This window comes from Youngimonas ophiurae (nom. illeg.) (genome assembly GCF_049803795.1).
Classification (GTDB): Bacteria; Pseudomonadota; Alphaproteobacteria; order Rhodobacterales; family Rhodobacteraceae; genus Thalassobius.
Genome location: NZ_JBNAGJ010000001.1, coordinates 522,579 through 544,738, shown reverse-complemented (window position 1 = coordinate 544,738; position 22,160 = coordinate 522,579). Strand labels below are relative to the sequence as shown.

25 protein-coding genes are annotated in these 22,160 nt (G+C 63.9%); 6 read left to right on the top strand and 19 right to left on the bottom strand.

All coding sequences use genetic code 11. The annotated features are described in order from the left end of the window. Window positions 1-88: 88 nt before the first annotated feature. The 6 genes from ACP15O_RS02880 to rpiA form a co-directional block, all read right to left on the bottom strand. Window positions 89-283, bottom strand: a complete 195-nt coding sequence (locus ACP15O_RS02880) for a DUF2065 domain-containing protein (protein WP_425094531.1) — start codon at window positions 281-283, stop codon at window positions 89-91. Beyond that, window positions 283-1,161, bottom strand: a complete 879-nt coding sequence (gene hflC, locus ACP15O_RS02875) for a protease modulator HflC (protein ID WP_425094530.1) — start codon at window positions 1,159-1,161, stop codon at window positions 283-285. Before hflC ends, ACP15O_RS02880 begins: the two co-directional genes overlap by 1 nt. 3 nt (window positions 1,162-1,164) lie before the next feature. Then, on the bottom strand, window positions 1,165-2,301 hold the full coding sequence (hflK, locus tag ACP15O_RS02870) for an FtsH protease activity modulator HflK (protein ID WP_425094529.1): 1,137 nt from the start codon (window positions 2,299-2,301) through the stop codon (window positions 1,165-1,167). A gap of 71 nt (window positions 2,302-2,372) precedes the next feature. Next, the gene (gor, locus tag ACP15O_RS02865; RefSeq protein ID WP_425094528.1) at window positions 2,373-3,737 is read right to left on the bottom strand and encodes a glutathione-disulfide reductase; all 1,365 of its coding nucleotides are present in this window, start codon (window positions 3,735-3,737) and stop codon (window positions 2,373-2,375) included. Between the two features lie 36 nt (window positions 3,738-3,773). After that, complete coding sequence (locus tag ACP15O_RS02860) at window positions 3,774-4,322, bottom strand: carboxymuconolactone decarboxylase family protein (protein WP_425094527.1); 549 nt, start codon at window positions 4,320-4,322, stop codon at window positions 3,774-3,776. A gap of 33 nt (window positions 4,323-4,355) precedes the next feature. Further along, window positions 4,356-5,144 carry a ribose-5-phosphate isomerase RpiA gene (gene rpiA, locus ACP15O_RS02855; protein WP_425094526.1) on the bottom strand — a complete coding sequence of 263 codons (789 nt, stop codon included), beginning with the start codon at window positions 5,142-5,144 and terminating at the stop codon, window positions 4,356-4,358. A 400-nt stretch (window positions 5,145-5,544) separates the two neighbouring features. On the opposite strand from rpiA, the gene ACP15O_RS02850 reads away from it, so the two are divergent. Then, window positions 5,545-6,918, top strand: coding sequence for an L-serine ammonia-lyase (locus tag ACP15O_RS02850; protein WP_425094525.1), 1,374 nt, complete (start codon window positions 5,545-5,547; stop codon window positions 6,916-6,918). Here the strand turns inward: ACP15O_RS02850 and ACP15O_RS02845 are convergent. Continuing rightward, a complete protein-coding gene (locus tag ACP15O_RS02845; RefSeq protein ID WP_425094524.1) occupies window positions 6,915-7,589 on the bottom strand; it encodes a thiamine diphosphokinase in 675 nt (224 codons plus the stop codon). The genes ACP15O_RS02850 and ACP15O_RS02845 overlap by 4 nt on opposite strands. A gap of 137 nt (window positions 7,590-7,726) precedes the next feature. Between ACP15O_RS02845 and ACP15O_RS02840 the strand changes: the two genes are divergently transcribed. After that, entirely contained in the window at window positions 7,727-9,517 is a 1,791-nt protein-coding gene (locus ACP15O_RS02840) for a hypothetical protein (RefSeq protein ID WP_425094523.1), read from the top strand. A 54-nt stretch (window positions 9,518-9,571) separates the two neighbouring features. On the opposite strand, the gene ACP15O_RS02835 is transcribed toward ACP15O_RS02840, so the two are convergent. The 4 genes from ACP15O_RS02835 to ACP15O_RS02820 form a co-directional block, all read right to left on the bottom strand. Then, window positions 9,572-10,543 carry a GGDEF domain-containing protein gene (locus ACP15O_RS02835; RefSeq protein WP_425094522.1) on the bottom strand — a complete coding sequence of 324 codons (972 nt, stop codon included), beginning with the start codon at window positions 10,541-10,543 and terminating at the stop codon, window positions 9,572-9,574. 2 nt (window positions 10,544-10,545) lie between these two features. Then, a complete protein-coding gene (locus ACP15O_RS02830; protein ID WP_425094521.1) occupies window positions 10,546-11,130 on the bottom strand; it encodes a heme NO-binding domain-containing protein in 585 nt (194 codons plus the stop codon). Window positions 11,131-11,198: 68 nt separating this feature from the next. Beyond that, window positions 11,199-12,971, bottom strand: coding sequence for a DUF4153 domain-containing protein (locus ACP15O_RS02825; RefSeq protein WP_425094520.1), 1,773 nt, complete (start codon window positions 12,969-12,971; stop codon window positions 11,199-11,201). 69 nt (window positions 12,972-13,040) lie between these two features. Then, window positions 13,041-13,730, bottom strand: a complete 690-nt coding sequence (locus tag ACP15O_RS02820) for an HAD family hydrolase (RefSeq protein ID WP_425094519.1) — start codon at window positions 13,728-13,730, stop codon at window positions 13,041-13,043. Between the two features lie 125 nt (window positions 13,731-13,855). On the opposite strand from ACP15O_RS02820, the gene ACP15O_RS02815 reads away from it, so the two are divergent. Further along, window positions 13,856-14,311, top strand: a complete 456-nt coding sequence (locus ACP15O_RS02815) for a MarR family winged helix-turn-helix transcriptional regulator (RefSeq protein ID WP_425094518.1) — start codon at window positions 13,856-13,858, stop codon at window positions 14,309-14,311. A gap of 3 nt (window positions 14,312-14,314) precedes the next feature. Here the strand turns inward: ACP15O_RS02815 and ACP15O_RS02810 are convergent, their stop codons facing one another. Continuing rightward, on the bottom strand, window positions 14,315-14,599 hold the full coding sequence (locus ACP15O_RS02810; protein WP_425094517.1) for a DUF3572 domain-containing protein: 285 nt from the start codon (window positions 14,597-14,599) through the stop codon (window positions 14,315-14,317). A gap of 113 nt (window positions 14,600-14,712) precedes the next feature. Here ACP15O_RS02810 and ACP15O_RS02805 point away from each other — a divergent pair, with 113 nt between their 5' ends. Continuing rightward, window positions 14,713-16,113 (top strand): diguanylate cyclase domain-containing protein, encoded by a 1,401-nt coding sequence (locus ACP15O_RS02805; RefSeq protein ID WP_425094516.1) that lies wholly within the window; start codon window positions 14,713-14,715, stop codon window positions 16,111-16,113. Between the two features lie 41 nt (window positions 16,114-16,154). Here the strand turns inward: ACP15O_RS02805 and ACP15O_RS02800 are convergent, their stop codons facing one another. The 4 genes from ACP15O_RS02800 to ACP15O_RS02785 form a co-directional block, all read right to left on the bottom strand. After that, window positions 16,155-16,676, bottom strand: coding sequence for a periplasmic heavy metal sensor (locus ACP15O_RS02800; protein ID WP_425094515.1), 522 nt, complete (start codon window positions 16,674-16,676; stop codon window positions 16,155-16,157). 3 nt (window positions 16,677-16,679) lie between these two features. Further along, entirely contained in the window at window positions 16,680-17,072 is a 393-nt protein-coding gene (locus ACP15O_RS02795; protein WP_425094514.1) for a dihydroorotate dehydrogenase, read from the bottom strand. Continuing rightward, a complete protein-coding gene (locus ACP15O_RS02790; RefSeq protein WP_425094513.1) occupies window positions 17,065-17,649 on the bottom strand; it encodes an RNA polymerase sigma factor in 585 nt (194 codons plus the stop codon). The genes ACP15O_RS02795 and ACP15O_RS02790 overlap by 8 nt, the downstream gene beginning before the upstream one ends. Window positions 17,650-17,723: 74 nt before the next feature. Continuing rightward, on the bottom strand, window positions 17,724-18,290 hold the full coding sequence (locus ACP15O_RS02785) for an EF-hand domain-containing protein (protein WP_425094512.1): 567 nt from the start codon (window positions 18,288-18,290) through the stop codon (window positions 17,724-17,726). Window positions 18,291-18,528: 238 nt separating this feature from the next. Here ACP15O_RS02785 and ACP15O_RS02780 point away from each other — a divergent pair, with 238 nt between their 5' ends. Then, window positions 18,529-18,915, top strand: a complete 387-nt coding sequence (locus ACP15O_RS02780) for a DUF983 domain-containing protein (RefSeq protein WP_425094511.1) — start codon at window positions 18,529-18,531, stop codon at window positions 18,913-18,915. A 21-nt stretch (window positions 18,916-18,936) separates the two neighbouring features. Beyond that, window positions 18,937-19,644: an NUDIX hydrolase gene (locus ACP15O_RS02775; RefSeq protein WP_425094510.1), complete on the top strand. Its 708-nt coding sequence runs from the start codon at window positions 18,937-18,939 to the stop codon at window positions 19,642-19,644. On the opposite strand, the gene ACP15O_RS02770 is transcribed toward ACP15O_RS02775, so the two are convergent. Genes ACP15O_RS02770 through ACP15O_RS02760 form a run of 3 tightly spaced genes read right to left on the bottom strand, consistent with a single transcriptional unit; the run spans window position 19,607 to window position 21,888 of the window. After that, window positions 19,607-20,506: an EamA family transporter gene (locus tag ACP15O_RS02770; protein ID WP_425094509.1), complete on the bottom strand. Its 900-nt coding sequence runs from the start codon at window positions 20,504-20,506 to the stop codon at window positions 19,607-19,609. The two genes, ACP15O_RS02775 and ACP15O_RS02770, sit on opposite strands and share 38 nt — an antisense overlap. Window positions 20,507-20,536: 30 nt before the next feature. Further along, a complete protein-coding gene (locus tag ACP15O_RS02765; protein WP_425094508.1) occupies window positions 20,537-20,854 on the bottom strand; it encodes a hypothetical protein in 318 nt (105 codons plus the stop codon). Continuing rightward, on the bottom strand, window positions 20,854-21,888 hold the full coding sequence (locus ACP15O_RS02760; RefSeq protein ID WP_425094507.1) for an aldo/keto reductase: 1,035 nt from the start codon (window positions 21,886-21,888) through the stop codon (window positions 20,854-20,856). Before ACP15O_RS02760 ends, ACP15O_RS02765 begins: the two co-directional genes overlap by 1 nt. Window positions 21,889-22,160 lie beyond the last annotated feature (272 nt).

The following is a 22,160-nucleotide window of genomic DNA, read 5'->3' as shown; positions in this document are numbered from 1 at the left end:
AAGAGGCCGTGAACCGCCCGCGAGCCCCTTCTTTGCTCGGCCAATACTCCGGGGTTTGGGGCAGCGCCCCAAGAACCGCACAAATCCCTCACGCCCCCAGCGCCTTGGCCAGCCACACCAGAACAACGCCCCCCGCCACAGCCGCCAGCCCCAGCATCCGCCGCTGCTCCAGCGTCAGGGCCCGCAGCGCCTCCAGCATCGCCTCAATAAGCGAAGGGGCCAGCGCATAGGCCAGCCCCTCGACAATCAGCACCAGCCCAAGGGCCAACAGTGCGATTTCCATCATTGCGCCACCGTGTCGGCCTTCAGATAGTCGAAAAACTCGCTGTCGGGCGTGATCACCAAAGAGGAATTCCCCCCCTTCAGCGCTTTCTCATAGGCCTGCAAGGACCGATAGAAGGCAAAGAATTCGGGATCCGAACCAAAGGCCTCGGCAAAGATGTTGTTGCGGCGCGCATCGGCTTCACCGCGGGTCACCTGCGCTTCGCGTTCGGCTTCGGACAGGGTTTCCACCACGGTCCGATCCGCCAGGGCGCGCACACGTTGCGCCGCTTCGTTACCGCGGGCGATCTCATCGGCGGCCTCACGCTCGCGCTCGGCCTTCATCCGGGCGAAGGTGGCGTTCAGGTTCTGCGACGGCAGGTTGGTCTGTTTCAGACGCACGTCCACCACCTCGACGCCCAGGCTGCGCGCGCTGGCGCGGGCCTGATTGCGAATCCGCACCATCAGCTGACGGCGATCTTCGGACAGGATCGTGTCCGAGGTCACCTGATCGGCCCCCAGAACCTCGCGGATCTGCGCGTTCAGAATCGAGGACAGACGGTCCTCGGCCACACGCACACCGCCCACGCCAACGGCCTGACGGAACTGCACCACATCCGAAATCCGGTAGCGCGCGAAGGCGTCCACCACCAGGCGGCGGTCATCCGAGGGCGTGACCTCGATGGTTTCGGTATCCAGCGACAAGATACGGTCATCGTAAGTGACAACCTCTTGAATCAGCGGGATTTTAAAGCTCAGACCCGGCTCTTCCTTGACGGCCTTGATCTGGCCGAATTGCAGCACCAGCGCCTTCTCGCGCTCATCCACCACAAAAACCGAGGACAGCGCGCCCACAATGGCGATCACCACGATGGGGATCAGAAAAGTCACCTTATTCATGGCTTAGTTCTCCCCTTTGCGAGTTTCGTTCAGCGGCAGGTAAGGCACCACGCCGGTGCCGCCCTGCCCGATCACGCCCTGATCCAGAATGGTCTTATCGACCTCGCCCAGGACTTTCTCCATGGTTTCGAGATACAGGCGTTTCCGAGTCACCTCGGGGGCTTTTTGATACTCGGCCAGAACCGCGCTGAAGCGGCTGGCCTCACCCAGGGCATCGTTGACGACCTGCGCGCGATAGGCCTCGGCCTCTTCCAGTTTCTGGGCCGCTTCACCGCGCGCCTCGGCCAGCACCTTGTTGGCATAGGCATCGGCCTGGCGTTGCAGACGGTCCCGTTCCTGTTCGGCGGCCTGCACGGCGCGGAAACTGTCGATCACCTCGACCGGAGGGTCGGCTTTTTCCAGGTTCACGCGGACGATGTTAATCCCGCTTTCATATTCATCCAAAGTCGCCTGGATGCTTTCGCGCGCGGTATCGGCGATCAGGCCACGGTCGCGGTTCAGGATCGGCGCCAGATTGCTGGCGGCGATGATCTCGCGCATCACCGATTCCGAGACCGCCTGAACCGTCAGACGCGGATCGCGGATGTTGAACAGCAGCTTCGCCGGATCGTTGATGTTCCACACCACCTGGAAATCAATATCCACGATATTGGCGTCCGTGGTCAGCATCAGCCCGGTTTCCTGCGCGCCGCGTGCCACGCCCACGGTTTCCGTCCGCTCGGAGGTCACGTTCAGCACCTCGGCCGTCACGAAGGGCCAGGGGGCAAAGTTCAGGCCGGGGTTGCCGGTGGCATTGTATTTGCCCAGCAGCAGCTCGACCGATTGTTCCTCGGGTTTGACGGTGTAGAAACTGCCAAAGGCCCACAGGCCAATCGCGGCCACAACGGCCAGGCCGATCGTCCCCTTCGAGAACCCAGGCCCCGAGGGACGCCCGCCGCGGCCGCCCTTCTGGCCCCCGCCGCCACCGCCGCCCATCAGGACGCGCAGCTGTTCCTGGCCTTTTTTCATCAGCTCGTCGATCTCAGGGATCTGGGGGCTGTCGTCCTGCGGACGGCGCCCTCCTCCGTTATTGGGGCGATGGTCGTCGCCGCCTCCTCTGTTTCCGCCGCCGCCCCAGGGGCCGCCAGAATTCCCAGCCATAAAGCAGTATTCCTTTTTTCAGTTCTCAACGGACTGCCCATTACCTGTGCAGTCCGCCGCGATTTTCAAGTTCAGGCCGTCCGCACGGGGGCCTTCATCGTCACAATTTCCTCGGACATGGTGGGATGAACCGCCACGGTCCGGTCGAAGTCTTCCTTGGTGGCGCCCATCTTGACCGCGATACCGGCCAGCTGGATCATCTCGCCCGCGCCGGGGGCCACGATATGACAGCCCAGCACACGGCGGGTGTCGGCGCAGACCACCAGTTTCATCATCACACGTTCCGCCCGTCCGGCAAAGGCCGTCTGCATCGGTTTGAACGAGGTACAGTAGACCTCGATCGGGCCCGCCTCGCGCGCGGCCTCTTCGCTCAGGCCGACGGTGCCCATTTCGGGCTGGGTGAAGATCGCGGTAGGGATCAGCTCGTGATCGGGTTTGGTGGGGTTGCCCTTGAACACGGTTTCGACAAAGGCCATGCCCTCGCGGATCGCGACCGGGGTCAGGTTCACCCGGTCGGTCACGTCCCCCACGGCGTAGATCGAGGGCACCTCGGTCTGGCCATAATCGTCCACCAGCACCTGACCGCCCCGGCCCAGCTTCACGCCGGTCTGTTCCAGGCCCATGTCATCGGTGTTGGGCGCACGGCCCGTGGCGAACATCACCTGATCAAAGACGGTTTCATCGCCATTGGTGGCCTTGACCTTGATCCGGCCATCGGCGGTTTGCTCCATCGACAGAATATTGGTGCCCAGATGCAGGTTCACCCCGCGCTGGATCATTTCCTCGGCCACCAGGCCGCGGGCCTCATCGTCAAAGCCGCGCAGGATTTGCGCGCCGCGATAATATTGCGTCACCTCAACGCCCAGGCCATTCAAAATCCCCGCGAATTCGCAGGCGATATAGCCGCCGCCCAGGATCAAAATGTTGCCCGGCATCTTCTCCAGATGGAAGATGTCATTCGAGGTAATGGCCAGCTCGGCCCCTGGCAGATCGGGTTTCACCGGACGGCCACCCATCGCCAGCAGAATGTGTTTCGCGGTCTTACGCTCGCCCGTCGACAGCTCGACCGTATGCGCATCCACCACCCGCGCGCGGGCGTCGAAGCTGTCCACGCCCGAGCCCTTCAGCAGATTGCGATAAATGCCCTCCAGCCGGTCCAGCTCGGCGTTCAGTTTGCCCTTGAAACTGTCCCAGTTGAACGCGCCCAGCGACACGTCCCAGCCATAGGCCGCCGCATCGTCCGCCATGCCCGCATATTCGCTGGCGAAAACCATCAGCTTTTTGGGCACACAGCCCCGGATCACGCAGGTGCCGCCATAGCGGTCTTCCTCGGCCAGGGCCACCTTGGCCCCGGTATCGCCCGCCGCAACACGCGCCGCGCGCACCCCGCCCGAGCCCCCGCCGATCACGAACAAATCATAGTCAAAACTGCTCATCGCTTTGCTTTTCCGCTCTTTGTTGTTTTGTTTCTGTCAGGACGCCTTGGGCGCCGCTGATGATGTGTGTGTTTTGCGCAAGATGTCCAGATTGCAGGTCGTAGCATAGCCCATCGCCCGCTTGATCCCCGGCAGCAGCGCGGCGCCGTTCATCGCATAGGCCAGCTCGATCAGCCCGGCCTCGCCCCAAGCGGCGCGGATGGTTTCGCGCGCGCCGGCGTCATCCTCGTGCTGCGCGGTCACGGCGTCAGCCAAAGCGATCACCGCCGCCAGCTCAGGCGAGATCTGCGCCCCACGCCCGGCCAGAACCTGATCAATCAGGCCATCGTCCAGACCGGCGGCGCGGGCCAGGTTTATCTCGGCCTCGACACAGGTGCCGCAATCGGCCGCCATAGCCCCGCGCAGCCGTGCCGCATGAAAGGCCTGCACCGGCACTTTCTTGTTAGGGTCCAGAAAGCCGAAAATGCGGTTATAGCGTCGCAGCAAACCAAAATCCGTGCGCGCAATCTGCCGGGTATAATCCAGCCCAACGCCCAGACGGCGCTCGGCCTGTCCGATCAGGATCATCGTCATTTTTTGCAACATCTGCGCGCCAATCTCCTTACGCCAAGGCGCGGCTCAATCCGACAGGTCCGTGAACAGGTTGTCCGCCTCGACAAAATCCAAGCGGTCGCTCTGAACGGTGCCTTCGTTAATATCGCGCGTTTCGACCCGGCCATCACCGTACCCGATGACCACCGTGTCACAAATATCAATGAACAGACCGTTTTCAACCACACCGGGGATCTGGTTCAGGGCCATGGACAGCTGGCGCGGATTGCCGATGCGATTGAGATGCAGATCGACGATATGATTGCCCTCATCGGTGACAAAGGGCACATCGCCGTTCATCCGCAGGCTGGTTTCGCGCCCCATCACATCCATCGAGATCAGCAGTTCCTCCAGCAGCGCCTTGGAGGTCTGCCAGCCGAAGGGGATCACCTCGACGGGCAGCGGAAAGGCGCCCAGGGTTTCCACCTCTTTGCTGGCATCGGTGATCACCACCATCCGGTCACTGGCCGTGGCCACGACCTTTTCCTGTAGATGCGCGCCGCCGCCGCCCTTGATCAGGTTGAATTCGGAATCGAATTCATCCGCGCCATCGATGGTAACGTCCAGCCATTTGGCCTCGTCCAGGCTGATCACCTCGATTCCGACCTCGGCGGCCAGAACGGCGGTCCGGGTCGAGGTCGGCACGCCTTTGATGCGTATTCCTTCCTGGCGCACGCGTTCGCCCAGACAGCGTACCATCCACGCCGCGGTCGAGCCCGTGCCCAGCCCCACTTTCATTCCGTCTTCGATGAAATCCACCGCGCGTTTGGCGGCGACAAATTTGGCCTTGTCGATGGGCGACAATTCTCCGGTCATGGCAGCGACTCCGTTTAATTTGGAACGCTTATAGAAAAGATGCGAGTGCAGGGCCACGATGAAAACGACGAAATCCCCCGCCCCTGACCGCCGCCATTGGAATTATTGCCTCAAAGCTGTCTTTCCTCGCATTTATGCCGGTTCCGCCGCGGGCCCCTGGCCAAATCCCAGACGCGGGCGCAGGGGAACCGGAACTGAGCCGCATTCGAACGTGTTTCAGCGCTTTTGATGCGCACAGGATGCGTCCGGAGCCCTTTCAATTTGGTTAACCGCGCCAGAGTTTAGCCGTTTCCCGGCGCGATCGGTCGTATTTGGGGCGTTAGAGCCGCCGCAAAGCGCACTATACTGGGCGCATGAACACGGTGCGCCTTCCTTACGGGCCCGAAAAAGCGGTGAAAAGATGTTCCTGTCGGTGTTTGATATGTTCAAAATCGGAGTCGGCCCGTCCTCGTCGCACACGATGGGGCCGATGGTGGCGGCGGCGCGGTTTCTGGGGCTGATGCGCGCCTCGCCCTTTGACTTTTCCGGCCTGCGCGCCAGCCTGCACGGATCGCTGGCCTTTACCGGGGTCGGGCACGCCACCGACCGCGCGACGATCCTGGGGCTGGCCGGATTCGCGCCCGAAACCTACGATCATGACCGGGCCGAGGCCGCGCTGGCGGACATCCGGGCCACTGGTGCGCTTAGGCATGACGATCTGGGCAGCTTGCGCTTTGCCCCCGCGACGGACCTGATCTTTGACTATGACACGCCCCTGCTCGGCCATGCCAACGGGATGATCCTGATGGCAACCGACGCGCAGGGCGATGTAATCCTGCAAGAGACATATTATTCCGTCGGCGGCGGCTTTGTGCTGACAGAAACCGAGCTGGCCCAGGGCGGCCAGACGGATCACGGCCCGCCCGTGCCGTTTCCGTTTCATTCGGCCGCTCAGATGCTGGAAATGGCCGCGCAATCGGGCAAGACCATCGCCCAGATGAAAGCCGCAAACGAGATCTCTCGGGCCGGTCATGCGCAGATGGACCGGGGCCTGGCCCGTCTGTGGACGGTCATGAACGCCTGCATCACGCGCGGCCTGGAAACCGAGGGCACCCTGCCCGGCGGCCTGAACGTCCGGCGCCGCGCCAGGGCGATCCATCAGGCCCTGCTGGCGGAACGGGGGCTGAACATGACGGCGCCGCATACGGTGAATGACTGGATCAGCACCTACGCCATGGCCGTCAACGAGGAAAACGCCGCCGGAGGTCAGGTGGTCACCGCCCCCACCAACGGCGCTGCGGGGGTTGTGCCCGCCGTTTTGCGGTATTGGCTGGATCACGTGCCGGGGGCCACGGTTGCGCGCATTGACGATTTCCTGCTGACGGCGGCAGCGATTGGCGGGCTGATCAAGTATAATGCCTCGATTTCCGGGGCCGAGGCAGGCTGTCAGGCCGAGGTCGGCTCCGCCGCTGCAATGGCCGCCGCCGGGCTGTGCGCGGTCATGGGCGGCACGCCCGAACAGGTCGAAAACGCCGCCGAGATCGCGCTGGAACATCACCTGGGCATGACCTGCGATCCGGTCAAAGGCCTGGTGCAGGTGCCCTGTATCGAACGCAACGGGCTGGGCGCGATCAAGGCCGTTTCAGCCGCTTCCCTGGCGCTGCGCGGGGACGGGCAGCATTTCGTCCCGCTGGACGCCGCAATCGAGACCATGCGCCAGACCGGCCGCGACATGCACGACCATTATAAGGAAACCTCGCTGGGGGGGCTGGCGGTGAATATCCCCAATTGCTAGGCGGGCCAGGCGGGGGCCTCGGTCAGGGCGCGGGCCACTTCTGCCAGCGCCGCGCGCGGCAGCAGACACAGCATCCCCGGCCCATCCATCCGCAACGAAACCGGCCCGGTGGCCCGGTTTGACGTCCCCACCCGCCCGTCCGGCGCAAACTTCAGCCCGGCAATCGGCCATTCCAGCCCCTCCGAGTGCCCGGTAACCGGCCCCATCGGGAACAGCGACACCAAAGAGCCACGCCGCAAGGGCAACCGCGCCGCCGGCGGGCAGTGAAACACCACCTGCGTCCGGGTCAGCAAAATGCACTTGTGCCGGCTTTGCACCAAGACGCTGAAACTGGCCAGCACATGATCCAGCCGGTCTCCGTCAAAGCCCACGCCGATCACCAAAGGCGCCGCGATACTGCGCAGGGCCTTGTCGAAATCGGTGCTGTCCTGCTCTGTGATCGGGTGCACGCTGCCTGCGGGCAGGGCGTTCCGGACCGCCCAGGGCAGCGAATCCAGATCGCCGATCACCGCAGCGGGCCGGTATCCGTGTTGCAACGCATGGCCCGCCCCGCTGTCTGCGGCCACGATTTCGGGCGCCAGCGCGGTCGCCTCGGCCAGATCCCCGGCCCCGACCTGCCCGCCGCCCACCAATGTCACCGCCCCGCGGGACTGAAAAATCGCGTGTTTCATGTATAGTTTAGCGCCCGTTAACCCTGGGGATCACATTATCGCCATAAAATGATACTGTAAAAACCCAAGATTCGTGCCGAATTGGTCTGGTTCCAGATGGTAAACAATAGACCAAAATAACCAGGAAGCGAGTAGTCATGGTCAACACGAGTAAAATTCTGACGGTCTCTTACGGCACGTTTTCTTGTACGCTGGAAGGGTTTGACGACTCGTTCGAGATGATGAAGGCGATCGCCGAGTATTTCCGCGATCTTGCCCAGGATGACCGTTATTTCGGGGCCGAGCCCCCCACCCCGGATGCCGAAATGCTGGCCCGGATCGCGGAACGCGAGGCCGCCCGCCGGGTCGATGCCCGCGAAGAGCAAGGCGCGATCGTTCTGCGCCCCTCGGCCGAGCCGGCCGCCGCCGTTGCCGCCCAGCCTGAGGTTACCCAGCCCGCGCCGGTTATCCCCCAAGCTCCGGCCGCCGAACAAACGGCTGCGCCCGCCCCCGTGGCCGACCCGATCCAGGAAGCCGCGCACCCCGAAGAGCAGCCGGACGAAGAAATGCTGGACGCAGGAATTCCGGACGAAGGAATGCCTGCCCAAGAAACACTGGCTCAAGAACTGCTGGCCGAAGAGCTTTCGATCGAAGCGCCAGCCACCGAAGACGCCCCCGCAGCCCCCGCCTTTGACGAGGAAAGCGTGGCCGCGAAACTGTCTCGGATTCGGGCCGTGGTGTCGCGCGGCAAGGACGAACAGCCCCCCGCCCCCGACTATTCCGAAGATCAGCACGCCGAGGATTTCGAGGACGACACCGCCGCCTCGATCGCAACCGCCCTGCGCGAACCCGAGGCCCCGGCGCTGGATCTGGACGACATGGACGATCTGGACGATCTGGAAAACGAGCCTTTGGAATTTGATGTCGCCGCGGCCGAAGACCCGCAACTGGCCGAGGACATTGCCGAGGCATCCGAAACCCCAGCCGAGGCAGAAGAGCCCCCGCTTCATGCCCGCGTTATCCGCATGAAACGCACCGATTTCGAAGCCGCTCTGGCGGAGGGGCAGATCGAATCCGACGCGCCCACGCCGGTTCTGTCCGACGCGGACGAGGCCGAATTGTTGCAGGAACTGGCCGAGGTTGAGGCCGAACTGAACCTGACCGCTGACCCTGCCCCCGCCGAGCCCCCCGAGGAGGAGCTGACCTCGATCTTTGCCGAGGACACGCAGGAAATCGAAGAGGCCCCGGCCCACACGGGCAAGGCCGAAACCGATGTTGGCCGCCTGATGGACAAAGCCGCCGAGGAAATGGACCGCCCCGATGGCGCCCATCGCCGCAGCGCCATTGCGCATCTGCGCGCCGCCGTTCAGGCCACCCGCGCCGAAACCGAAGCTGGCGGCGGGCTCAATCGCGGCGATGACAGCCTGAACGCCTATCGCGACGATCTGAACCGGGTCGTGCGTCCGCGCCGCCCGCGCCCTGCAACCGGCGCCGATCAGGATCACGAACCGCGCCGCCCCGCGATGAAACCCGCGCCGCTGAAACTGGTGGCCGAGCAGCGTATTGACACCGATACCCCCGCCGAGGCCGCCGTCGTGCGCCCCCGCCGCGTCTCGGTCCACGATGCCGAAGAGCAGACCCCCGCCCCCGATGGCGAGGCCTCCAGCTTTGTCGAATTCGCCCAGCAGGCCGGAGTCAAGGATCTGTCCGAACTGATGGAAGCCGCCGCCGCCTACATGTCTTATGTGGAAGGGCGTCAGAAATTCTCGCGTCCGCAGTTGATGAACAAAGCCCGCCAGGTCGAGGAATATCGCTTTAGCCGCGAAGATGGGCTGCGCTCTTTCGGGCAACTGCTGCGCCAGGGTAAGATCGAGAAACTGAAAGGGGGCCGTTTCACCGTTTCGGACGACCTGATCGGGTTCAAACCGGATGCGCGTGCCGCCGGCTGACGCAGCCACGGCAGCTTCCGCCCTCATTCAGACCCCGGCCCGACCGGGGTCTTTTCATGCGACATGGAAACTGTGGCAGGCCCGGCCCCGGCGCTTGGATGCATAAAGCGCCTCATCCGCATCCTCAAGCAGTTGCTGCGCCGTCGGCGGCATGTAATCCACCGACAAAACGATCCCGATACTGGCGGAAATCCGACATTCTTCACCGCCGAAGGGAATGGGATGCTCCAGCCGTTCGATCAGCCGGGCAGCGATCCGGGATAGGGTTTCGCGATTCTGGATGCCATTCATGATCAGCACAAACTCGTCACCGCCCACCCGCGCCACGGTATCGTCTTTGCGCACCTCTTCGACCATGATCTGTGCCACGCGCTGAAGCACATGATCCCCGGCCGCGTGCCCCATCGTGTCATTGACGGCCTTGAAGAAATCCAGATCCAGATGCATCAGCGCGAACACCTGACCAGAGCCGATCAGGCGCGCCAGGATATGATCCATCGCCCGGCGATTTTTCAGCCCGGTCAGCGTGTCGGTGAAAGCCTGTTCCTCGGCCGCGATCTTGGCGCCTTGCAAGCGCATGTTCAGCTTGCGGCTGGCCTCCATCGCGGCAGATTTCGCCTCGATCAGATACAGCATTTCGATGATCAGATCCGTGGCCGAGAAATCGGCATTCGTGAGGTCATAATCGCGCACGCTGTCCAGAACCGAGATGCCGAAGGACAGATCCAGCACCAGCAGCGGGCCGCATTTGACCAGCACGCCCTTCAGCGCGGTCTGCGGCGCGTCGCGGAATTGCAGGTGCAGTTTTTCGCCCTGACGCGGCAGGATCTTTTCGAAATCTGACAGGCGTGGGCGGGTCAGTTCCAGCAGATCGAAGAGCGCCATCCCGGCGATCTCCTGCTTGGGGCGCAGTTTGCACAATGTCGGGCCGGCGTGCTGGATCACCCCATCCGCGCCCAGCACCAGATGCATCGGGCACAGCGTGTCCAGCAGGTTTTCCAGATCCACTTGCTGCAATCCGGTCATTTTCAGGACTCCGCGCTGAGCGTGAAACTGCGGCCCTCGGCAAAGGCCGCCTCGACCAGGGCAATGTCGATCACGTCGTCGCCCGGCCCCCGATGCCGCAGGTCCAGAAAAACCAGCGCGCCATAGTCATCTGCCATCGTGCGTAACACCCCCAGCATCACATGCCCGAACCCATCATGAGCCGAGCGCACATGCAGATGGATGTGGTTTGCTTCCGCGTCGTGCAGCTCTAGCAGGGGCAATTCCAGATCGGAAACGGCCATGCGCGCGCGATCGGGCAAATCATCCAGCGAGCGCAGAAAATCCATGAAATCCACACCGCCAAACCGCAACAGACGGCGCAGAGCCTCGACCTGCGGATGGGACACCAGATAGGTTCCGATGTCTTCCAGAACCTCTTCGCGAGGCTTACCCAGGGCGCGGACGATACCGGCCAGAACCTGATCGGTCACGGCGTCCTCATAGAACAGCATCGCCTCGAAAGTTGCCCCTTCAAGGTCAGCCCCCCTGGCGATATCCAGCCAGATTTCATTACCATATGTGTCCCGCACAAAACACTGAATTGCGCGGTTAACGAGCCCGTGCATACCACTCACCATCTAAGATTTGTAGCATACACTCTGAGAGAACAGCCGTTAAGATTCCCTCAATAGTTTCAATTGTCGGGAAAAAGCGCCCTCTCGCCGATCTTCAGCACATTGACCTGGGCCGGTTCGGTCTGAAACGCGCCCTCCAGCACCTTCTGGATCGTGTCGGCCGGCAACGTGGCCCCTATGCCGGTGGTCCAGTCGGCCAGCAAGGCGTCGCGCTCCAGCCGCCCGTCCCGCAGCACATAGATATAGCCGCGCACGCGCGTGTCCGTTTCGCGCAGCAGCAGAACGCCCTGAGGCTCGGACAGATGGGGCAGAAAGGCCATTTGCAGATAGACGCAGCCGGGGCGACCATCGTCAAACACTCGCTGGCAGGCCTCGATCGCGCGGCTGACCCGCCATTTGGGCAGGGCGCTGAACGCGCCTGGGGGCAATGTGGCCCCCTGCGGGCGCAGCGGCACCAGCCGGGCCAGCTGCACAGCCGGTTCAGGGCCAGCCGGATCAGGCGCGCGTTTGCTGTATTGATAGCGGGTGTCGGATTGTTCGGCCTTGGCTGCCCAGGCCAGGATCTCTGCGCGGTTGGGATAGTCGGGCCGGGCGCGCAAATCGGCCAGCGCCTGCTGGCCTGCGCCCCCCCATTTATGCGCGAATTCCCACAAGGCAGCCTGATCGGGCCGCACCTGCCCGCTGAGGATCCGCGCCACCTGCGATCTGGCGGCAATCCGCTCGGCGTTCAGAACCGGCGTCAGCCACAGCACGGCCAGCCCCACGGACAGCAGCGCCAGAGCAATATTCACCCCCCGCAAACGCGCCGCCCAATTGCCGGGAAACAGCACCAGCACCGCATAGGAGCCGCCATAAAGCACCACCATCCCGACGCTTAGCGCGGCCAGCAGGCGCTCAGGCGTCCAGCCGTATTCGGCAACGCGAACCCCAATCCCCCAGACCGCCAGCCCGGCCAGCGGCAACAGCAGCACCGCCAGTATCCGGACTGACCAGCGCAGCACACGCGCGCGCACCTGATGCGCGGCATCCCGATCCACCGAGACCGTCACCAATGTGATCCCGCCGATGGCCACCGCCGTCAGCAGCCCGGTCTGCGAGCCAAACTGCACCACGTTCTCCAGCCCGTTCGACAGCACCGCCAGCAAGAACAGCGCCAGCACCGGCATCACCATCGGCACCAGCAGCCGTAGCAGCCGCAGCAACAGATGCGGCGAGATATAATCGCGCCATTCAAAGGCCACAGCCAGCGCCAGCCCGAACACCCCGCCCGAAATCACGAAAGGAACGGGATCGACATCCAGCACGTCCTCGATCACAGAGATATGCACCAGCTCCAGCAGCGCATTGCTTAAGAACAGCACGCCCCAGACAATTGCGGTGAACAGACCCGCCGCCAGAAACCGCACGATGATCGTCCAGGCGGTCTGGAACAGCGCGGCATAGTCTTTCCACGCGCCGCGCCCGTGCTCTAGCATCACCAGAAGAAAGGGAATCCCCACCAGATACAGTACCAGAACGGCCGCCGCCGGGTGCCCGCCCTCGAAGAAGGCGCTGGCGCTGTCGAACCGGAAACTGGCCCAGAAGGTCAGCAGGGCGATGCCCAGCGACAGGCCCAGCCCGCCCAGAACCGCCCGCCCCAGACGCACCGGCCCCATCATCGCCATCGTCACCAGAAAAACGCCCAGAACGGACATCGAGATCAGCAGCCCCAGGCGATCATTGCTTAGCAGATCGGGCAGGACCTCGACCAGCCACCAGGTGGCACCGCCGCCGGCCACGCCCACGGCGCTCATTTCTATGCGGGTTTTGCTCCAGTCATCGGTTTGCTGCATGGGGGTCTCCTGCGCGATCAGCGCCCTCCACGCTATCCGCAGCGGGCAAGGCCGCCAAGTCAGGAATACCTAACGATCCAGCCAGGCCGGGATATGGCCGATATCGGGCAGCACCGCATCGGCCAGCGGCGACAGTTCCGCATGAGTGGCGGTGCCGGTCAGCACGCCCAGCGTCTGCATTCCGGCCGCGCGCCCGGCGCTTAGGTCGTGCAGGCTGTCGCCCACCATCACCACCCGCTGCGGATCCAGCGCCATGTGATCGGCAAAAGCCAGCAGAGGCTGCGGCTCGGGTTTCGCGCCATAGCCGCTGTCGAACCCGGCAATGAAATGGAAATGCTGCGCGACCCCGGCCTCGGACAGCTGCGCGCGGGCGCTGTATTCGGAATCGTTTGTCATCACCCCCAAAGACAGCCCCCGCCGCGCCAGCCCGCTCAGGAACGGGTCCAGATCGACGGCCGGGCTAAGCGTCGCCTCGACCGCGCGGATGCTGAGAAACTGTTCGATCTGCGGCGCGCTGTACTTGGGCAGAACCTCGGCCAGGGCCTGAGCGACCTCATCGTTCGAGCCCGCGATAAACGGGCTGTCGGCGTGAAACCCGCCGCTTTGCAGATCATAGCGTACCGCCTGCGCAACGCGCGCGATCAGCGCGGCATCGCCCGCAGCCAGTTCGGCAATCATCCGCCCGGCCCAGCCATCCCAGGTGGCCCGGAAATCGAATAAAGTGCCGTCCTTATCGAACAAAAACCCCGCGACCTGCATTCCCGTCCCCGCTGTTTTGGGCCTAGCGACAGTGCCAAACTTGCCCAGCCCTGTGGCAATTGGCAACCCTGCAAATGGGCGGCGATTGCTTGACTTTCGCGCGCGGTTCGGGTCGCTTAGCGCGCATGAAAAAAGAACCCCCATATCGGCTGCACACATCGCTGGGCTATCATCTGTCTCTGGCCTCGCGTTTGCAGGAACGGCGCCTGGACGAGCAACTGAAAACGCTGGGTCTGACGCGGACCACCTGGTGTATTTTGCTGGCCGTGGGAAATGAGGGGCTGTGTCAGCCCTCGGATATTGCCGATTTCGTGGGGATTGACCGCACCGCCACCTCGCGCGCGCTGCGCCACATGGAGGATGACGGCCTGCTGGCGCGCAGTTCCGGCACCCAGGATCGCCGCACCCGCCGTGTCGAGCTGACGGCCAGGGGCTGCAATGCGATCAGCGCTGCCACGCCCTTTGCCCGCGAGAACGCTGAAATTCTGTCGGATCTTCTGGACGACGGCGAAGAGGCCGAGCTGAAGCGCCTGCTAACCAAACTGGCCCAGAGCGGCGACGTACAGTTGAAGACGCTGTAGCCCTCAGGTCCAGTGGACCGCCTGCCCGCCGGGCAAGGCCGCGCGGGCCTGCATCAGATGCTCGTACGGGGTGCCCTTCCCATCGCAGAATGCCATCACCCAGGCGTCATCCATCAAGATGAAATCCAGCACCGCCCCCAGAAACGCCGGGTCGCCCGCGCCTGCCTTCAGATCGTCAATTCCGGCCCCGCTGGCCCCCAGGAACACCGGTAGCAGCTCTTCATTTCCGACCAGCCAGGTTAACGCCTCCAAGGCCAGCGTTTCGGCGGAATCCCGCGATAAAGTCATGTAGGCGCGCGTCCTCTTAACGAATGGTTACTCTTTCTTAACCAATCTTCCCCGATAAAGGAGTCCTAAATTCACACCATGCACCTGCATGATCTGTTGGACCCAAGGACCCTATGCCCGGTAAGATTCTGATCATTGACGGAATTGCGACGAACCGCATCGGTTTGCGGGCCCGGCTGTGCTCGGCCTATTATGAGGTCGCGCAGGCGGCCTCGGGGGGGGCGGCGCTGGCGCTGCTGCCGATCGAGCGCCCCGATCTGGTTCTGATCGCCTCAAGCCTGCCGGACATGAGCGCCTGCGACCTGTGCCAGGCCCTGCGCCGCGACCCGCAGCATTGGGATCTGCCCGTCGTCATTCTGGACACGCAGCCCAGCCGCGATCGCCGCCTGGCCGCGCTGGCCGCCGGGGCCGATGACGCCATGCACCGCGCCATCGACAACCGGGTGCTGCTGGCCCGTCTGCGCAGCCTGCTGCGGGACGGCACCAGCCGCGAGGATCGCCGCCTGCATTCCAGCGCGCGGGCCTCGGCCGGGTTTGCCGAACAGACCCCCGGCTTCAGCCATCAGCCGCATATCGCTCTGGTATCCGAGGACAGCGCCCGCGCCCTGACCTGGATGAAACGGCTAGAGCATTTGCGGACCTATCAGTTTTCCCTGCATTCTCCGCGCGCGCTGTCGCTGGATTTCGGGCAGGGCCGCCCCCCCGATGCCATCGTCATTGCCTCGGGCGTGGGGGAAGAGCCTGACTTCGGTGCTGCCCTGCTGGCCGCGCTGGGGGCCCAGCCGGGTTTCCGGCGCTGCAAATTCCTGGTGGTCCTGCCCGACAGCCGGGCCGAACCGGCCACGCAAATGCTGGATCTGGGCGCGCATGATCTGATGACCGGCCCCTTTGACGCCGAAGAGGCCGCGATCCGCCTGGATCAGCTACTGCGCCGCAAGGCCCATTCCGATCAGCTGCATGAAACCTTGCAAAACGGGCTGCGCGCGGCGCTGATCGACCCTCTGACCGGGTTGCACAATCGTCGCTATGCGCTGCCGGAACTGGCCCGTCTGGTCGAAAACACCGGGGGCTCGCAGGGGCGGCTGGCGGTGATGCTGGCCGATCTGGATCACTTCAAACGGCTGAATGACACCTATGGGCACAGCGCCGGGGATGCCGTTCTGGCCGAGGTATCCCGCCGCCTGCGCGACACATTGCGTCCGGGGGATCTGCTGGCCCGGTTCGGCGGCGAGGAATTCCTGATCGCCGTGCCCGACCTGCACAGCGGCCAGGCCCGGCTGACGGCCGATCGCCTGTGCCGGGCGGTCAACGCGGATCCGGTTGCGCTGCCTGGCAATGCGGGGGCCGTGCCCGTGACCATCAGTATCGGGCTGGCCCTGGAGGATCCGGCCGGCGCGGCCGCACGGCGGGCCGAACACGTTCAAAGCCGCGCCACTGGCCTGCTGGATCGCGCGGATGCGGCCCTGTATCGCGCCAAGGCCGACGGGCGCAATCAAGTCGGCCGCGCCGCCTGAAAGAGAAACAGCCCCGAAGGGCTGAGGGGCTGCTCTCTTCGTTAATTCCGCTTGGAGGGGCCGGGCGGCCCGTGGCGTTTCAGCCCGTCCTCCAGCCGGTCCGCATAGGCGGCACGCTCGGCATCGGACATCGCGGACAGGCGCTCGATCAGCAGCCGCTGCCCCAGTTCCTGACGTTCGGCCCCCGCCTGCATCTGCCGCATCAAGATCGCCTCGACCTGCTGCGCATCGTAGGGCCGCGCCCGCAGCGCCTGCAAAACGGTCGAGAATTCGGCGCGAATCTGTTCGCGGCTGGGGCGGTTGTCCCGGTATTCGGCGCGCAGACGCGCACCGATCGCGCGTTTATCCGCATGGCTAAGCGCATGGGTATAGGGCCCCACGATCCGCTCCAGACGGGGCGGGTGCCGCCCATCGCGCCCTCCGTCACGCGGCCCGTATTTGACCGCCGCGCCGATCACCAGACCGGCCACCGCCAGGTTCAACGCCAGCGAGGTAAACAGCACCACCTTCAGCCAGACGCGCATTCCGTTTTTCTTTTCAGGGGGTTGGGTTGTGTTCGTCATGCCTTATCCCTCTGCCAGTGTGAAATCGTAGCCGGGCATCAGATCCACCAGATAAAGATCGGTTTCCGCCCCCAGAAAGGTTTCCGCCGTCGTGGCCAGCGTGTCGGGCGGGTTCACCCCGATCCACAGCCCCGCCACCCCGGCCGTGGCCAGCCCGGCCATCGCAGGCCAGCCGCCCACCGCGTTCAGGAACTGCCGCAACCGCCCGCCCCGACGCCCCCGAGCCACCACAACGGGGCCCACCACAACGGGGCCGGGCTGCGCGGCCAGGGCATCGTCCAGCACCTGCTGCATGAAATCAGCCGAGGGCATGGCATCCTGCGCGCGCGCCTGGGCGAACAGATCGTCCAGATCGAAGCCGTCATTATGCTGGGTTTTCTTATCCATCTCAGTCATCTGTATACCCCAATTCCTCGCGTCGTCCGGCCAAAATGGCCGTCAGAGCCCGTTTTCCCCGTGCGGTCAGGCTTTCGACCGCCTCTGTGCTGATCTCCATGATCTCGGCGATTTCCGGGTTCGCCAGACCTTCGATGTGGCGCAGGCTGACTGCCAGGCGCTGCCGGTCCGGCAATTCCGCCAGGGCGCCTTGTAACGCGGCCATCCGGGCCTTCTGCTGCAAGGCGCCAGCAGCATCCTCGCGGTCGTCCTCGGGTTCAGGCACGGCATCCAGATCGACAGCGCGCTGTTTGCGCAGCCGGTCGGTGCATAGATTGGCCACCACCCGATAGAGCCACGTCGTCACCTTGGCCTCGCCCTGACGCCAGTCGGGCGCGATTTTCCACAGGCGCAGCATGGCCTCCTGGGCGACGTCCTCGGCCTCGGCACGGTCTGCCAGCATCCGGTTGGCCTGGCCGAAGGCGCGCGGGGTCAGGCGCACGTTCAGCGCGCGCGCGGCCTCGCTGTCGCCATTGGCATAGAGCACCAACAGCGCCTCGTCAGACACATCCGCAAAGGCATCAAAGGGCATCGTCATCGTCCTTTTGCCGTATCCTTTCGGCGCGCGCCGGGCAAGCCTGCCCGACGCCTTTGTTTCAGCGGATCAGCGGGTTATTGGCGCGGTTTGTTCTGGCAATCGCCGTTGCCCATGCCGTTGCCCATACCCTGGCCCATCATCCGTTTGCCTTCGCCATGGCCGCCGGGGCCGAAGCCGCGTTTTTCCATGCGGTCCTGCATCTGGGCGAATTCCTCGGCCGAGATGGCACCGTCACCGTCGCGGTCCAGCCGGTCGAACATCTTGCCCTGTTTCTTGGGCTGCATTTCCTCGAAGCTCAGCTTGCCGTCGTCATTGGCATCGCGGTCCACGATCATGTGCTTGGCGCGTTTGCCCATGCGCTCGGCCTGTTGAGCCTGCATCTGGGCGGTCATTTCCTCGGCGCTCAGGGTGCCGTCCTTATCGGTGTCGGCCGCATCGAACTTGGCCTTGAAATGAGCGGCGATCTCGTCTTGGGTGATCTTGCCGTCGCTGTTCGCATCGACCTCTTCGAACTGGAACATCTGTCCGCGCGGGCCCATATGATGACCGCCCATGCGATCCTTGCCAAAGGCCAGCGCAGCACCGGCCCCTGCGGTCAGAGTGACGGCGGCGATGGTCGAAATCAGAATGGCGCGTTTCATTTGCGTGTTCTCCGTTTTTGTTTGCTCTGGAAACCGGGTCTTGCCCCGTTTTCTGAGAGCTAAACGCGCCGGATCGGGGTTTCCGTCGGCTGCTGTCGCAAAAAACGGCATTCCTCACGCAGCCGTGATCACAGCCCCCGGCGGAATTTGCGACATCGGGACGCAAGGACAATGCGCGGGCTTTTTATTCATGCGCCGATACCCCAGTTTCCTCGGCTTAGGGAAATGCGAGGGAACCATGTCCGAAACCATTCACGCTGAACCGCGCGAAACCATGCCGGCGCTGATGCACGGCTGGAAACGTAAATGTCCATCTTGCGGCAATGGGCCGTTGCTCAAGGGCTATCTGTCCGTGCGCAAATCCTGCCCGGTCTGCAAGGAAGAGTTTCACCACCACCGCGCCGATGACGGCCCGGCCTATCTGACGATCCTGATCGTCGGCCACCTGATGGCCCCGCTGCTGCTGCTGGTGTTCGAAACCTGGCGCCCCGAGCCGCTGGTGCTGTTTACCATCTTCACTATTGGCACGGTTGCATTGTCGCTCTACCTTCTGCCTCGATTGAAGGGGGCGATGATCGGTTACCAATGGGCGCGTGGGATGTACGGGTTCGGCAAATCGGTCTGATCTCTCTGAGAGGGAGGCAATATGACCATAGACAAGACAGCGCTGCGCAACGCGGCGACGGTGATCGTGCTGCGGGACCGGCTGAACGATCCGCATGTGCTGATGGGCCAGCGCGGGGCCAAGGCGGCCTTTATGCCCAACAAATTCGTCTTTCCCGGCGGGGCCGTGGATGCCGAGGACGCGGACATCCCGCTGGCCTCGCAGATGCCGCAGATCTGCCGGGAACGTCTGCAAGAGGACACCGCGCAGGATCTGACCCATGCCCTGTCCGTCGCCGCCATCCGCGAGCTGTGGGAGGAAACCGGCCTGATCCTGGGGCAGAAAGGCGCGTGGGACATGGACCCGCCCGCCGATTGGGCCAGCTTTGCGGCCACCGGCTATCTGCCCGCAGCCCATCCGCTGCAATTCGTGTTCCGGGCGATCACGCCTCCGGGCCGGCCGCGCCGGTTTGACGCGCGGTTCTTCATGATTGATGCCGATGAGATCGCCAGCGACCTGGACGATTTCTCGGCCGCCTGTGATGAGCTGTCCCACCTGCAGTGGATACCGCTGCCCAAGGTGCGCGAGTTCGACCTGCCCTTCATCACCGAGGTGGTCCTGGCCGAGGTCGCCAAACGCGCCCATGACCTGAGCGCCCCCGCATCCGTCCCCTATTTCAAGAACAACGAAGAGGCCAACCTGTTCCTGCGCCTCAAAGGAGTAGGACCAATGACAGGACGGACGCACTGATCAGCGCGATCCCGGCGGCCTCGCGCCGGGTGATCCGCTCTTTGAAGAACAGCACCGAGGCCGCAATCGAGAAGATCACCTCGACCTGCCCCACCGCAAAGACATAGGCGGCATTCATCAACGTGAAGGCGGTGAACCAGCCAAGCGAACCGCCCAGCCCGCTCAGTCCCATCCAGACCGAGGTGCGCCAGGATGCCAGCACACGCCCCATCTGCCCCGGCTCGCGCCACAGCAGCCAGCCCGTCAGCCCCAGCGCCTGAGACAGCGTGACCAGCGCCAGCGCCACCAGCGCCCGCATCAGCGGATCGTCACTGCCCACCTGCAATGTCGCCCCGCGATACATCACCGCCGAAACCGCGAAAAACGCCCCCGACAGCAGCCCCAGCCCGGCGCTTTTGTTGATAAAACGGTGCTGGCCCGCGCCGTCCTGCCCCTTGCGATCGGACAAGATCAGCACCCCCACCAGCCCCAGCAGAATGGCCACCATCCCGCCGGTGCTGACCCGATCGCCCAGCACAATGAACCCCACCAGCGCGGTCTGCACCACCTCGGTTTTCTTAAAGGTGATGCCCACCGCGAAATTCCGTTCGGCAAACAGCGCCACCACGCACCAGGTGGCCAGCACCTGCGCCAGAGCCCCCAACAAGGCATAGGGAAGGAAAACCGGGCCCAGCTGCGGCACGCCCTGCCCGCTCAGCCAGATATAGGCGCCCGCCGCCGTCACCACAAAAGGCGCCGAATACAGAAACCGCGCCAGCGTCGCCCCCCCGGCGCTGAGCGTGCCGCCCGCCAGCATCTTTTGCAGCATAAAGCGCAGCGTCTGAAACGCCGCCGCCACGACAGAGATCACGATCCAGGCCATTGGGTCTCCTTTCAGGGGGGGCAGAGCGGCTTAGTCCACGCAGATTTCCAGCGCCTGGCCCTGCCCGTCCAGAACCCCATAGCAGCCAAATTTCGGCGTGATCTTTGAACATGTGCGGCTGCCGGCCAGGCACGCCCCCGTGCAATCCAAGGCCCCCGAGCAGGATTTCCCCGCATCCGGCGTGGGCACAAAACACAGGAAATCCGGGGAAAGCCCGCCGCGCCCATAGGTTCCGCCCCGCGCTGCACAGGCCGCCTGCGCGGCCGGATCGGGCCGGGGCAGCTGCGGATCGCGCGGCTGGCACCCGCTCAGCGCCAGCCCGACAAGCAAAACCCCGAAACGCCGCATCAAAACGGCATTGGATGGGCTTTGTGCGCGGCATCCAGTTCTTTCATGACCTCATCGGACAGTTCCAGATCCGCCGCCTCCAGCGCGTGCTCTAGCTGCGCCAGCGTTGTCGCGCCGAAAATCACCGAGGTCATGAACGGACGTTTGCAGCACCAGGCCAGCGCCATATGCACCGGGTCCAGCCCATACCGCGCCGCCACCGCCAGGTAGGCATCCACAGCCGGCCGCACCCGGTCCGTCATCCGCCCGCCCAATTCGGGCACCAATGACATCCGCGAGCCCTCGGGCACTGCCTGCCCCTGATATTTCCCGGTCAAAAGCCCCACCGCCAGAGGCGAATAGGACAGCAGTCCGATATCCTCGTTGGCGGCAACCTCGGCCAGGTCGGTATCGAACAGACGGCACAGCAGCGAATATTCATTCTGCACCGAGGCCACCCGCGGCCCGCCCGTCTTTTCCGCCATCATCGCCCACATAGAGCAGCCCCAGGCGCTCTCGTTCGACAGGCCGAAATGCCGGATGTTGCCCTTTTCAACCTGCTTTTGCAGCGCGCCCAGCGCGTCCTCCATATGCGCAATGGTCTCGGCCCGGCTCTGCGATGAAGGATCGTAGCGCCAATTCTTGCGGAACATATAGCTGCCCCGGTTCGGCCAGTGAAATTGATAGAGGTCGATGTAATCGGTCTGAAGCCGCTTCAGAGAGCCCTCGATCGTGGCCGAACTGATCGGCGCCCCATCCCGCACGGCCTGCAAGCCCTCGCCCGAATGTTTGGTGGCCAGGATATACTCTCCGCGGCGCGACGGGTTGGCGCGGTGCCAATTGCCCAGAATTTCCTCGGTCCGCCCGATGGTTTCCCTGGACACCGGATTCACCGGATACATCTCGGCCGTGTCCACAAAGTTGATCCCGCGTGCCAGCGCCATGTCCATCTGCGCATGGCCCTCTGCCTGCGAAGTCTGCGTGCCAAAGGTCATCGTGCCCAGGCACAATTGCGACACGTGCAGCCCCGTCCGGCCCAATGGGTTGGTTTTCATGCTCCTGCTCCCCTGCTTGCAACCTATGGCGAAGATACTGCGGCATTCGCAAAAGACCAGAAGATGCGGAAAGTATCCCCCGATAATTTGGGGGCCAGCCCCCAAACCCCCGGAGTATTGTCAGAGCAAAGAAAGAACCGGGTGAGCAGGCACGTCACATGTTGGCACACGGCGGGACCGCAGCCGGAGGCGAGGATCACGTAAACCTGTGCGCGCGGCAGCGCGCTCTTTTTGGGAAGAGTTGCGGGCTGGCACACGGGCGCGGCTTGGGG